At 68.0% G+C, this 12,498-nt stretch carries 11 protein-coding genes and 1 tRNA gene; 3 read left to right on the top strand and 9 right to left on the bottom strand.

What is annotated here, in order from left to right; translation table 11 throughout:
• Positions 1–153: 153 nt before the first annotated feature.
• The 9 genes from ACYP5B_RS05865 to def all read right to left on the bottom strand — a co-directional run bounded on the left by ACYP5B_RS05865 (position 154) and on the right by def (position 9,442).
• Positions 154–229 (bottom strand) — tRNA-Phe (locus ACYP5B_RS05865).
• Between the two features lie 60 nt (positions 230–289).
• On the bottom strand, positions 290–994 hold the full coding sequence (locus tag ACYP5B_RS05860; RefSeq protein WP_267604836.1) for a response regulator: 705 nt from the start codon (positions 992–994) through the stop codon (positions 290–292).
• Positions 995–1,046: 52 nt separating this feature from the next.
• Positions 1,047–3,524: a sensor histidine kinase gene (locus ACYP5B_RS05855; protein WP_400091634.1), complete on the bottom strand. Its 2,478-nt coding sequence runs from the start codon at positions 3,522–3,524 to the stop codon at positions 1,047–1,049.
• On the bottom strand, positions 3,521–4,252 hold the full coding sequence (locus ACYP5B_RS05850; RefSeq protein ID WP_400091633.1) for a DUF4390 domain-containing protein: 732 nt from the start codon (positions 4,250–4,252) through the stop codon (positions 3,521–3,523). Before ACYP5B_RS05850 ends, ACYP5B_RS05855 begins: the two co-directional genes overlap by 4 nt.
• A 194-nt stretch (positions 4,253–4,446) precedes the next feature.
• On the bottom strand, positions 4,447–5,799 hold the full coding sequence (gene rsmB / locus ACYP5B_RS05845) for a 16S rRNA (cytosine(967)-C(5))-methyltransferase RsmB (protein WP_267604840.1): 1,353 nt from the start codon (positions 5,797–5,799) through the stop codon (positions 4,447–4,449).
• A 232-nt stretch (positions 5,800–6,031) separates the two neighbouring features.
• Entirely contained in the window at positions 6,032–6,892 is an 861-nt protein-coding gene (htpX, locus tag ACYP5B_RS05840) for a zinc metalloprotease HtpX (RefSeq protein ID WP_267604841.1), read from the bottom strand.
• Between the two features lie 187 nt (positions 6,893–7,079).
• Entirely contained in the window at positions 7,080–7,721 is a 642-nt protein-coding gene (locus tag ACYP5B_RS05835; protein ID WP_459568930.1) for a LysE family translocator, read from the bottom strand.
• A 79-nt stretch (positions 7,722–7,800) separates the two neighbouring features.
• Positions 7,801–8,814, bottom strand: coding sequence for a methionyl-tRNA formyltransferase (fmt, locus tag ACYP5B_RS05830; protein ID WP_459568929.1), 1,014 nt, complete (start codon positions 8,812–8,814; stop codon positions 7,801–7,803).
• 112 nt (positions 8,815–8,926) lie between these two features.
• Entirely contained in the window at positions 8,927–9,442 is a 516-nt protein-coding gene (gene def / locus ACYP5B_RS05825; RefSeq protein WP_318234293.1) for a peptide deformylase, read from the bottom strand.
• A 162-nt stretch (positions 9,443–9,604) separates the two neighbouring features.
• On the opposite strand from def, the gene ACYP5B_RS05820 reads away from it, so the two are divergent.
• From ACYP5B_RS05820 to ACYP5B_RS05810, 3 genes are all read left to right on the top strand, one after another.
• Positions 9,605–10,777, top strand: coding sequence for a LysM peptidoglycan-binding domain-containing protein (locus tag ACYP5B_RS05820; RefSeq protein WP_459568928.1), 1,173 nt, complete (start codon positions 9,605–9,607; stop codon positions 10,775–10,777).
• Positions 10,774–11,916: a DNA-processing protein DprA gene (gene dprA / locus ACYP5B_RS05815; RefSeq protein ID WP_459568927.1), complete on the top strand. Its 1,143-nt coding sequence runs from the start codon at positions 10,774–10,776 to the stop codon at positions 11,914–11,916. Before ACYP5B_RS05820 ends, dprA begins: the two co-directional genes overlap by 4 nt.
• Positions 11,917–12,014: 98 nt before the next feature.
• A complete protein-coding gene (locus ACYP5B_RS05810) occupies positions 12,015–12,419 on the top strand; it encodes a thioredoxin family protein (protein ID WP_459568926.1) in 405 nt (134 codons plus the stop codon).
• Positions 12,420–12,498 lie beyond the last annotated feature (79 nt).

Raw genomic sequence — 12,498 nt, 5'->3', positions numbered from 1 at the left:
ACATGCGTGTGGGATGAGGAAGTGTTGTGCGCGCCAGGCTTCGTCTCTCGGACGCGCCTGAAAGGCCTGAACGGCCTGAAGGGCAGCGATGAAACCATGGGCACAATGAAAAAAGCCCAAGACCTTTTCAGATCTCGGGCTTTTTCGTAATGCTGGTGGCCTGGGACGGAATCGAACCGCCGACACAAGGATTTTCAATCCTCTGCTCTACCGACTGAGCTACCGGGCCAAAGAAGCGAAATCATAGCAGCGCTTTTCGACACGGTCAAGCGCTGCGTGCATCACCGCATCATTGTTCTGCAGGTTCCGGCTTGTTGCGGCCGAGTTCCACGCCAAGCTGCTTGAGCTTGCGATACAGGTGGGTGCGTTCGAGGCCGGTTTTCTCGGCGACGCGGGTCATGCTGCCGTGCTCGCGCAGCAAGTGGTATTCGAAGTAGGCGCGCTCGAACAGGTCGCGTGCTTCGCGCAGTGGCATGTCGAAGGAGAAATGCATCTCGGCTTCGGGCAAGCGCTGCGGGCTGCCGTTGGCGGTCTCGGCGGCGCTTTCCGCGGCAATCGCCGCAGTGCCCTCGCCATTGCCGCTCGCGGGCAGCGCCGCGCCTGCGGCCACGCCCGAGCGCGGACGCTCGATGCCACGCGCCAGGCCCTGCTCGACCGCCGACAGCAGCTTTTGCAAGGCAATTGGCTTCTCGAGGAAATTGAGCGCGCCAATCTTGGTTGCTTCCACCGCGGTATCGATGGTTGCGTGCCCCGACATCATGATGACGGGCATGGAGAGCAAGCCTTGGGCCGACCACTCCTTGAGCAGCGTGACGCCGTCGGTATCGGGCATCCAGATGTCAAGCAGCACCAGGTCAGGCGTATTGCCGGCACGGTACTCGCGCGCTTTCTGCGCGTTTTCTGCCACTTCGACCACATGGCCTTCGTCGCTGAGGATCTCCGAGAGCAACTCCCGGATACCCATTTCGTCGTCGACTACGAGGATGGTTGCCATACTTCCCCTCTTGACCCCACCGCGGCTTGCCGGGTTCGGGGCCGCACATTGACTATGCCAGTTTAACGAACAGGATGGAGATCTGCGCCCCGATGATTTCGGAGCCCTCCATGCGATTGCGCAACTCGATGCGTGCGCCGTGTTCGTCAATGATCTTCTTCACCATCGCAAGACCCAGGCCTGTTCCTTTGGCCTTGGTGGTCACATACGGCTCGAACGCGCGACTAAGGATGCGCGGAGCGAAGCCGGGACCATTATCCGCAATGGTGAGCTTGACGGCCTGCCGGTCTTCGCCGGCAGAATCTTTGTATTCTACAGTCTCGGTGTGCAGAGCGATATGGGGCGCCGCCCTAGCCGCGCTTACGTTGTCCGCCACGGCATCCTGGGCGTTTTGCAGCAGGTTGTGAATCACCTGGCGCAGTTGCGTCGGATCGCCCTTGATTTCAGGCGGGCTGCCCGCCAGCGACGGATGGATCACGGCATGCTCGTGCGTGCCCGTGTCGTCGATGCCGTAGAGATGCAGCACTTCGGCGACCAGGCCGTTGAGCTGCAGTGACTGCAACAGCGCTGGCGGCGTGCGCGCGTAATCGCGGAAGTCGTCGACCATGCGCTTCATGGCCGCCACCTGGTTGACGATGGTGGTGGCGCCGCGCTTGAGCACATCGACGTCGGCGCCCTCCAGTTTGGGCGAGAGCTTCATCTGCAGGCGCTCGGCCGAGAGCTGGATCGGGGTCAGCGGGTTCTTGATCTCATGCGCGAGGCGCCGTGCCACTTCGCCCCACGCTACCGAGCGTTGAGCGGAAATCACATCGGAGATGTCGTCGAATACCACCACGTAGCCGGGTTCGTCGCGCTCGTCGCCGCGCCCGCCCGGCAGGCGCGCGCCGCGCACCAGCAGCGTGAGTGCCTGTTCCTCATCGCCCTGCGGCAGCTCGATCTGCTTTTGCCAGTGCTGCGCGCCACCCAGCATTTCACTGGTGCTCTGCTCGGAGAAGGCCTGCCGCACGATGTCGCCGAACTCGCCCAGGGCCGGGATGCTGTCGATGGGCTGGCCCAGCGCGCCAGTAAACGGCTGGCGGAAAATGCGCTCGGCCCCGGGGTTGGCGGTGATCAGCACGAAGCGGCGATCGAACACGAACACGCCGGCGGTGAGGTTCTGCAGCACGCTCTCGAGATAGGCCGTCGATTTCTCGAGCGCGCTGCGGTTCTGCTCCACCGCGATGCGCGCTTCCGACAGCTGGCGCGTCATCATGTTGAATTGCTGGGTCAGCATGCCGAGCTCGTCGCGGCTCTTTAGCTCGCGCTTGGGCGAGAGGTCGCCCTCGGCCACTTCCTTGGTCCCTTGCAGCAACATGAGCAACGGCCGCGCCAGCTGCCCGCCGAGCAACAGCGCCAGCATCACGGCGATGAACACCGCGAGGAACAACGTGAGCGTCAGTGTGCCGATATACATCTTGCGCAGGCCGGTGCGGCCGAGCGCCTTTTCCTGGTACTCCTGGTAGGCGCGCTGGACTTCGTCGGCATTGCGCGCCAACGCTGCCGGCACCGGATGCACGACCTGCAGGTAGCGCTCCTCGCGCACCGTGTCGCCCACCAGCCCGAAGCCGGACGATGCGGCGTCCTCGGGGCGGCGCTCGACGGACAGCCCCGAGCCGGCCCAGCGGCTGGCGGCATTGAGGGGCGGCTTGCCCGCGGGCCGGCTGGCGCTATCCGCGGGTGTGGCTGCGTCGGTTTGCACGGTGGGCGCGGTGGGCGCGGGGCCCAGCGGCACGATGACGCGCAGCAGGTACAGGTGGCTGCCATCGGTACGCTCGGGCTGGTGATGGCTATCGACCGACGGATCGGTGCCCCCTTCCACCGCGGCATAGCCGCCGGCCAGCCGGGCCTGCTCGGCCAGCACGCCAGAGGGCAGGTCCGGCACCAGCGACGCATAGTTGCTCGACGCCGTGGCGATCACGCGGCCGCTGCCGGTGAAGATGGCGGCTTCCTGCACGCCGTATTGCTCGCGCAGCCGGTTGAGCTGCAGCGAAGTGGCGACATTGGGCGAGCTGGTGAGCTGGTCGGCCATCAGCCGCGCCTTGCCTTGCAGGTCCGACAGCGAGCTGTCGATGGTGGAGCGGCCAAGGTTGAGGCCTGCCTCGAGCGCGGTCTCGACCCGCACGTCGAACCAGGACTCGATGCTGCGCGAGACGAACTGCAGGGACACTAGGTAGATCAGCACGCCGGGCAGCACACCCACCACGCCGAAGAACACGGCGAGCTTGGTCATCAGCCGCGTGCCGAACTTGCCGCGGCGATAGCGCAGCCACAAGGTCAGCGCCAGCGCGCCGATGATCAGCACCAGCAGGATGCCGATCACCAGGTTGATCTTGAACAGCAGCGTGAAGTACCGATCGAAGAATTCGGTATTGGCCGAGGCGCCGGCAAGCAGCGCTACCAGCACCAGCGCCAGGAACACGATGATGCCCGCCACGACGCGGTAAAGCACGCGCCGGAACCGGCTGTCCCACAGGCTGGGGGGCGCGCTCATGGCTGGCCTGCGGCCGGCTGCACCAGGGTGGTGGGAGAGAGCACGGTCGATACGGTCTGCGCGAACGGCACCGCGCGCGTTTCGCCGGCCACCGGGGCGGATGCGGCGGACGCCGGCGCCGGCACGGGTGGCGGCACCGGTACGGGCACGAGTTGCGGCGCTGGCGTGGGCGCGGTCGGCGGCGGGAATTCAGTCGGCACGGTGAAGTTGAAGCGCCGCCATTCCGATGCCAGGTTCCACTCGCGCGTGTTGACGGCATTGATCTGGAACGGCTTGGGCAGTTGCGTCAGGTCCAGGCGCATGCGCGCTTCGGCCTGGTAGGTCTCGCCCGGCTTGACCATATTGCGCTCGAACACGCGCCAGCCACGCACGCGCTGGATGAACTGCAGCGCGCCCTTCAGGCGCATGAACGGCAATTGCAGGCCGCCGGTGGAAACGCGGTACTGGCGCGTGAGCGGATGGTAGGACAGCCGCACGCTGCGGCTGGCATTGACGGGCTTTTCGTCGAACCAGTACCAGCGTGGGCGGGTGAGCTGGAAATCGACGACGAAATACAGCGAGATGCCTTTGTTGAGCGCGTCTTCAAGTGGCGGCGGCAGATCGAAATCGAAACTCGCGGCCAGGTCGAAGCCGCCGTCCTGGTACTCGATGCGGGCCTCGTTGACTTCAATGCCGTCGGCGCGTGCCGTGCCCGGCAGCGCGATCAGCGTCATCAGCACGCCGAGCATGATCGTCGCCGCGAGCCACCACGACGCCAGCCGCGCGCGCGCGCTGCATGCCGGGCCGGGGCCGGCTATTGCACCAGCAGCACCAGTTGCACCAGCTGCAGCAAGGGGCACGCACGCACTGTCGTCTGGGACGCGAAGGACGAACAAGCGAAGCGGGTTCGGCATTGGGATCGATTGGGATCGATTGGGATCGGTCAGGGTCGTTTCTGGAAACGGGCGTAGAAGAAGCCATCGTGATCGGTGGGCAGGCCTTCCTGGCTGCCATTTCCGCCACCGGCCAACTGATCCTTGCTACCGGGCAGCATCTGGCCGGGCGCCTGCAATCGTATCGCATCTGGTAGCTGTGCACCAAACCAGCGCGCCTGCTCTTCATTCTCCGTTGGGAAAATAGAACAGGTGACATAGACCAGGATGCCGCCCGGCTTGAGCAGGTTCCAGAGCTGCGACACGATGCGCCGCTGCTCGGTGACCAGGCGGGGGATATCCACCTCGCGGCGCAGCCAGCGGATGTCCGGGTGGCGGCGCACGATGCCCGAGGCGGAGCACGGCACGTCGGCCAGGATGCGGTCGTACTGGCGGTTGTCCCACCAGTCTTGCGGGCGGCTGGCGTCGCCTACCACCACGGTGGCTTGCTGGCCCAGGCGCGCGAGGTTCTCGTCGATGCGCGTGGCGCGCTGCGCGTCGCTCTCGAGCGCGGTGACTTCTACGTTAGCGAGTTCCAGGATATGGCCGGTCTTGCCGCCGGGCGCGGCGCACGCGTCGAGCACGCGCTGGCCGTCGGCCAGGTCCAGCAGTGGCGCGGCCATTTGCGCGCCGGCGTCCTGCACCGAGACATCGCCCTCGGCAAACCCGGGGATCTGCGACACGGGGAACGCGCGTACCAGCCGCACGGCCTGCGGGCCGATGGCCACGCCCGCCATGCCGGCATTGAGCACGCGCTTGAGGTAGTCAGGCACCGAGACCCGCGCGGTGTTGACGCGCAGGGTCATGGGCGGGCGCACATTGGCGCTCTCGGCCAGTGCGGTCCACTGGTCCGGGTACGCCTTGCGCAGCGCGTCCAGCCACCATGCGGGCAGGTTCCAGCGCGCTTCGTCATCCTGGCGCACCTCGGCCAGGAGTGCCGTGCGTTCACGCAGGAAACGGCGCAGCACGGCGTTCACCAGCCCGCGCGCGTGCGCGGTCTTGGGCTCGGAGGCCGCCGCGCTGACGGCCTGGTCGACCACGGTGAACTCGGTATAGCCGCCCTCGCCCTGCTCGTCCTCGACCAGCAGCGCCAGGGCCACGGCCAGCAGCGAATCCACCAGCGCGCCGGGCGGCCGGGTCACCAGCTTGGTGACCAGCGCGCGCGCCGTGCCGAACTGGCGCATGGTGCGGTAGGCCAGGTCCTGCAGGGCGCCACGCGCGGCGGCGTCGCGCACGCGGTCCAGGCGGTACTGGGCGGCGGCGTTCTCGATGGCCAGCGGCAGCGCGCTGCCTTCGTTGACGCCGCGTACAGCAGCCGCGGCGGCGAGCATCTGGAAGGCGAGGGATTCGTGTTGCAGGCGCATGACAGTGGGGCAGTGAGACGGTGAAACGGGGTGGCAGGGGGCAAGCCGCAAGCGGCGAGGACTGGCGGCAAGGCCGGGCGAGGCCAAAAACACACTGCCCGCCGCTTCCGGGGAAGCACGGCGGGCAGTTTACCCTGTATGGGGCGGGGGCCGGCGTTTTTGCGCCGGACTGGCCGCTGCGAGGGGCTAGCGCAGGGGCCTGGACCGCGCTTAGGCCGCGCTTGGACCGCGCTTACACCGGATAGACGCCGGTCTGGGCCATCTGCATCAGCCGCGCCACCCGTTCCTCGGTCGCCGGGTGGGTGGAGAACAGGTTGGCGATGCCGCCGCCAGAGAGCGGGTTCATGATCATCATCTGCGCCGTGGCCGGGTGCTGCTCCGCCGTCTGGAACGGAATCCCCTGCGCATAGCGGTGGATCTTGTCGAGCGCCATCGCCAGCGCCTGCGGGTCGCCGCTGATGGTGGCGCCGCCGCGGTCCGCCTCGAACTCCCGGGCGCGCGAGATCGCCATCTGGATCAGCGAGGCCGCCAGCGGGGCCAGGATTGCCACCGCGATGCTGGCGATGGGGTTGGAGCGGTTGCCGTTCTCGTCGCGCCCGCCAAAGAACATGGCGAAGTTGGCCAGCGCGGCGATGGCGCCGGCCATGGTGGCGGCGATGGTCGAGATCAGGATGTCGCGGTGCTGCACGTGGGCCAGCTCATGGGCCATCACGCCGCGCAGCTCGCGCTCCGACAGCACCCGCAGGATGCCGGTGGTGGCCGCAACCGCGGCATGCTCCGGATTGCGGCCGGTGGCAAAGGCGTTGGGCGCATCCTCGTTGATCAGGTACACGCGCGGCATCGGCAGCTGGGCGCGCTGCGCCAGCTCCTGCACCATGCCGTAGAACTGCGGTGCGGTGCTCGCGTCGACTTCCTGCGCGTTGTACATGCGCAGGACCATCTTGTCCGAGAACCAGTACGAGAAGAAGTTCATGCCCAGCGCCATGATCAGCGCGAACATCATGCCGCTGCGGCCGCCGATCATGCCGCCGATGACGATGAACAGCGCCGTGATGGCGGCCATCAGCATGAAGGTCTTGACCCAGTTGAACATTGTCTTGATCTCCGAAAAAATCATCCTCGCGCGCACACCGGGTGGCCGGGCTGGCCATGCTACGGAAAGCGTGACGCGGTGCTGTTTAGATAGTACCCCGGCCCGGAAATTCAACCGCAGCCTGCCTAAAAAAAGGGCAGCAGGCGCCGGCGGCCGTTCGTTGCCCCGGCGTGTTCGGCAACCGTCCCTAGCGTTGGGCAAAGGCCAGGCGCGCGCCCAGCCCGATGAAGGCCACGCCCACAATGCGATCCAGCCAGCACTTGAGAAGCGGCACTTCGCTGGCGTGGCGGGTCAGGGTACCCGCCATCCATGCCACCAGGCTGTTCCATAGCGTCGACATCGCCACCATGACGCCGCCCAGGGCCAGGAATGCCAGGGCCTGGTGCTCGGCGTGGCGATCGACAAACTGCGGGAAGAAGGAAATGAAGAACAGGATCACCTTTGGATTCAGCACATTGGTGAGGAAGCCCTGCATGAACAAAGCGCGCAGGCCGCGCGTGCCCGGCTGCGCGGCGGGGGCCTCGTCTGCGCTGGGGGGCGCGGATCGCTGCCAGACCAGGCGTAGCCCAAGCCACACCAGGTAGGCTGCGCCGGCAAACTTGATCAGGGTAAAGGCGGTGGCCGAGGCCGCCAGCAAGGCGGTCAGGCCAAAGGCGATGGCCAGCGAGTGCACGCAGCAGCCGGCACTGACGCCGAGCGCGGAGACCACGCCCGCCGCCCTGCCCTGCGCCACGCTGCGCCCGACGATATAGGCCGTATCCGGGCCAGGCGTCACATTGAGCAGGAATACCGCGCCGACGAACAAGGGAAGGTCAGTAATGCCGAGCATGGTTGGCTGCCGGTGAATGGGAGGCAAAGTGCGCTGCCGGCAAGTCAGCCCTGGTGGCTTTGCCGCAAGCGCAGGGCGATTATGCCGTGCCTCCAGGCACGGCGCAGCGGGTACCCGGCGGCAGCGGCATGCTTTGCAGGAACTGCTGGGCCGGCACGCGGCGGCCGCCCGGCTTTTGCAGCTCGGTCACGCGCAGCGCGCCCTCGCCGCAGGCGATCACCACGCCGTCGGCATCCGCCGCGAGCACGGTGCCCGGCGCCTGCGGGTGGCTGGCCGTGGCCGCCAGCGGCTGGGCCTGCCAGCACTTGATGACGGTCTCGCCGACCTGCACGGTGGCGCCGGGGAACGGGTTGAAGGCGCGCACCTGGGCGGCCAGCACCGCAGCCTGGCGGCGCAGGTCCAGCGGCGCTTCTTCCTTGCCGATCTTCTCGGCATAGGTCACGCCCTCGGCCGGCTGCGGCGTGCCGGCGAGCGGCTGGCCCGCGCAGAGGCGGCGCAGCGCCTGCACCACCATGCGCCCGCCGAGCGCGGCCAGTGTGTCGTGCAGGGTGCCGGTGGTGTCGTCGGGGCCGATCGGCACTGTTTCGCCCTGGATCATCGCGCCGGTGTCCAGCCCTTCGTCCATCTGCATCAGCGTGATGCCGGTGTGCGCGTCGCCGGCCTCGATGGCGCGGTGAATGGGCGCGGCGCCCCGCCAGCGCGGCAGCAGCGAGGCATGGATGTTCAGGCAGCCGTAGCGCGGCAGCGCCAGCACCTCGGCCGGCAGGATCAGGCCGTAGGCGGCCACCACCATGACATCCGGGGCGATCTGCGCCAGCGTGTCCACGGCGGCGCCGGCCTCTTCGGGATACTTGCCGTTGCGGCGCAGCGAGCGCGGCTGCAGCACCGGGCCCAGGCCCTGCTCCAGCGCGTACTGCTTGACCGGGCTGGCCTGCAGCTGCAGGCCGCGGCCGGCTGGCCGGTCGGGCTGGCTGAGCACCGCCACCACCGGAAAACCAGCGGCGTGGATGGCTTCGAGCGCCACGCGGGCGAATTCGGGCGTGCCGGCAAAGGCAACGCGCAGCGCTTGGGATGGGCTTGCGGCTTGGGACATGGCGCGCTCCGGCATAAAGCGGCACCGGCCGCATCAGCGGCCGGTAACTTGATTCATCGGGAAGGCAATACGATAGCAGACCGGTACCGGAGCGCGGCCGGCGCCGGCTGCCTTACATGCGGGTGCGCTCGCGCTTGTGCAGCTTGGCCAGCTTGGCCTTGATGCGCTGGAGCTTGAGCGGCGACAGGTACTCGACGAAGACCTTGCCCTTGAGGTGGTCCAGCTCGTGCTGGATGCACACGGCAAGCAGGCCGTCGGCTTCGATCTCGAAGGGCTCGCCCTTCTCGTTCAGGGCGCGCACGCGCACATGGTCCGGGCGCTCGACGCGGTCGTAGACCTCGGGCACCGACAGGCAACCCTCTTCCGCCACCTTGCGGGTGTCGCTGGACCAGACGATCTCCGCGTTGATGAACACCTGCAGCGCGTCGCGGGTCTCGGAGATATCGATCACCACCACCTGTTCGTGCACGTCCACCTGGGTCGCGGCCAGGCCGATGCCGGGGGCTTCGTACATGGTCTCGGCCATGTCCTGCACCAGGCGGCGAATGCGGTCGTCCACCACGGCAACCGGTTTTGCCACGGTATGCAGGCGGGGATCGGGGTAGGTCAGGATATCGAGTTTAGCCATGATGCTGGGGCGCAACGCCTGCGGCTCACACATGTGACCCGCGCGTTGCGGCTACGGGTGTTTACATGCAGAATCGGGGCGCAAGTACAAAAATTCAAGGCGCGCCGCAACAGGCGCGCTCTCCAGGGTCAATCCGGCTGTTCTGCCAGCCGGTTCGAGAAAATGCGCGATCTTACCAAAGAACACCAGGCGGCGCCGGGCCGCAGGCCGTACGCGTTTGCCCATTGGATAATGTGTGCGGCCGGAATCACTGCCGTCACAGGGGCGCCAGTGCATGCCGCCGATCTTACCGTCACCACGGCCCAGCGGGCCCAGGCCACCGTCACCGCGCAACAAGGCATTGCCGCCGCCGACCTGGCTTCGGACGCGCCCCAGCAGTATGTCGTGCGCGGGGGCGACACGCTTTGGGGGATCTCCGGGCGCTTCCTGCGCCAGCCCTGGCGCTGGCCCGAGCTGTGGGGCATGAACCAGCAGCAGATCCACAATCCACACCTGATTTATCCCGGCCAGGTCCTGTACCTGATTCAGCGCGACGGCCGCGCCTGGCTCTCCACCAGCCCCGATGCCGGCGGCACGGTGCGGCTCACGCCGGCCGTGCGCAGCGAAGGCGGGCCCGAGGGCGCCATCGCCAGCATTTCCGCCAAGGACGTCGAGCCATTCCTGATCCGCCCGCTGGTGGTGGACGAGGGCACGCTGGAGACCTCGGCGCGCATCATCGCCCTGCCCGAGTCGCGGGTCTACCTGGGCATGGGCGACACCGCCTACGCGCGCGGCGTCTCCCCGCCCGAGGCGGTGGTCGGCAGCGACTGGCAGGCCTTCAAGCCGGTCAAGCCGATCAAGGATCCCGTCACCGGCATCGTGCTGGGCTACGAGGCCGAGTACCAGGGCAATGTCCGCGTGTCGCGCCTGCCGGAAGGCTTCGACGCGGTAACCACCGTCAAGGTCACCCAGGCCCAGCAGGAAATGGGCTCCGGCACCTTGCTGATGCCCCAGCCGGCGCGCGAGCCGGTGCGCTATGTGCCGCGTGCGCCGGATGTCATGCTCGATGGCCGCATCGCGGCGGTCTACGGCGGCGTGCAGTTCGGCGGCGCCAAGCAGGTGGTCGTGCTCAATATCGGCACCGCCGCGGGCCTGGAGCCCGGCCACGTGCTCGCGCTGTCGCGCGCCGGCCAGGTGGTGCGCGATCGCACGGACGGCAACCGCGCCATCCTGCTGCCCGACGAGCGCTATGGCCTGGCCTTCGTGTTCCGCGTGTTTCCCGGCGTGGCCTATGCCCTGGTCACCGATGCCTCGAACGCGATCGAGGTGGGCGACCGCGTGACATCGCCGCGTTGACCGGGCTGGCAGCAGCCGGCGCCAACCCGGCGCCGGTGCCCGCCACCACCCGCAGCGCTGCCGACATCGAGGCGTGGCTGCGGCTGACCGGTGCCCGCGGCCTGGGCACAGGCGCCTTGCGCCAGTTGCTGGCCATCTTCGGCCTGCCGCGCCAACTGCTGGCGCAAACCGTCAGCGCACTGGCGGGTGTCATTCCCGAGAAGCATGCCCGGGCACTGCTGGCACCGCCCGATGCCGTCACCATGGCGCTGGTCGAGCGCACCGTGGCCTGGGCCGCCGAGCCCGGCAACCATGTGGTGACGCTGGCCGATGCCGCCTATCCCCGCCCCTTGCTGGATCTGTCCGACCCGCCGCTGGTGCTGTACGTCAAAGGCCGGCTGGAAGCGCTTGGCGGCCCGGCCATTGCCATGGTCGGTGCGCGCAGCGCCACCGTGCAGGGCGTGGAGGACGCGCGGCGCTTCGCCCGCGTGTTGTCCGGCGCCGGGCTGGCCGTGGTGTCGGGGCTCGCGCTGGGCATCGATGGCGCGGCCCATGAGGGGGCGCTGGAGGGCACTGGCGGCACCGTGGCGGTGATCGGCACCGGCGCCGACCTGGTCTACCCTGCCCGCCACCGCGACCTGGCCCACCGCATCGCGTCCCATGGCGCCATCGTCAGCGAGTTCGCGCTCGGCATGCCCGGGCGCAGCCACCACTTCCCCCAACGCAACCGCATCATCGCGGCGCTCGCGCGCGGCGTGCTGGTGGTGGAGGCGGCGGCGCGCTCGGGGTCGCTGATCACGGCGCGGCTGGCGGCCGAGATGGGGCGCGAGGTCTACGCCATTCCCGGCTCGATCCATGCGCCGTTGTCCAAGGGTTGCCACCTGCTGATCCGCCAGGGCGCCAAGCTGGTGGAAACCGCGCAGGACGTGCTCGAGGAACTTGGCATGGCCGGGGATGCCGCCCGGCCGGTGGCGCCGGCACCTATGCCGGCGCTCGACGATGTCCTCGGCCTGACGCTCACCCACGACCCCGTCACGCTGGACGCGCTGTGTGCGCGCACCGCCCTGCCGCCCGAGCAAGTGGTGGCCAGCCTGCTGGCCCTGGAACTGGCGGGCGCGGTGGAGCGCCTGCCGGGCAATGTCTATCGGCGTGTAAGCTAGTGAGCGATCCCAGGACGGCGGGCCAAAATACGGATTTCCTGGCGGCCGCTACAATCAAACGATTTCCCGTGCCTGAAAAGGCTCATGTTTCCCCCGCCATGACCGTTTACTTTCCGGAGCAGGACCAGGGCGCGATCGCCCAGGCGCTGGCAGCGCGTCCGCAAGGCCGCCTGGTAGCCTGCCTGTGCGCAGCCTGGTGCGGCACCTGCGGCACCTACCAGGAGGCGTTCGCGGCGCTTGCCGCCCGGTTTCCTGGCGATTGCTTCGTTTGGATCGATATCGAAACCCATGCCGACCAGCTGGGCGACCTGGATATCGACAACTTTCCGACGCTGCTGGTGCAGCCGGCGGCGGGTGGAGTCCCGCAGTTCTACGGGACACTTTTGCCGCATATCGAAGTGCTCGAGCGCATGCTGGCGCGCGGCGCGGCCATGCCGGCGACAGCCGGCGCGGAAGTCCCGGACGTGCTCGAGTGGCTGGCGCCGCACGCTAACGACGTCTAACTCCGGTCATCGGCGCCAGGCGCAGGCCGGGAGCACCGCCGGAAAAATGCAGTCAAAAAACGAAGCGGGCAGCGGCTGT

The sequence above is a fragment of the Cupriavidus sp. 8B genome (assembly GCF_054589115.1).
Note: the sequence above shows the minus strand (reverse complement) of the source record. Positions and strands in the feature narration are given on the sequence as shown.

Coding starts and splice junctions, on each gene's coding strand:
- ACYP5B_RS05850 (WP_400091633.1), bottom strand. CDS start 4,252: ATGCTCGGCGTGCTGATGACGCTGATCGCGCTGCCGGGCACGGCACGC.
- rsmB (WP_267604840.1), bottom strand. CDS start 5,799: ATGCGCCTGCAACACGAATCCCTCGCCTTCCAGATGCTCGCCGCCGCG.
- def (WP_318234293.1), bottom strand. CDS start 9,442: ATGGCTAAACTCGATATCCTGACCTACCCCGATCCCCGCCTGCATACC.
- ACYP5B_RS05860 (WP_267604836.1), bottom strand. CDS start 994: ATGGCAACCATCCTCGTAGTCGACGACGAAATGGGTATCCGGGAGTTG.
- ACYP5B_RS05835 (WP_459568930.1), bottom strand. CDS start 7,721: ATGCTCGGCATTACTGACCTTCCCTTGTTCGTCGGCGCGGTATTCCTG.
- ACYP5B_RS05820 (WP_459568928.1), top strand. CDS start 9,605: ATGCGCGATCTTACCAAAGAACACCAGGCGGCGCCGGGCCGCAGGCCG.
- fmt (WP_459568929.1), bottom strand. CDS start 8,814: ATGTCCCAAGCCGCAAGCCCATCCCAAGCGCTGCGCGTTGCCTTTGCC.
- ACYP5B_RS05810 (WP_459568926.1), top strand. CDS start 12,015: ATGACCGTTTACTTTCCGGAGCAGGACCAGGGCGCGATCGCCCAGGCG.
- ACYP5B_RS05855 (WP_400091634.1), bottom strand. CDS start 3,524: ATGAGCGCGCCCCCCAGCCTGTGGGACAGCCGGTTCCGGCGCGTGCTT.
- htpX (WP_267604841.1), bottom strand. CDS start 6,892: ATGTTCAACTGGGTCAAGACCTTCATGCTGATGGCCGCCATCACGGCG.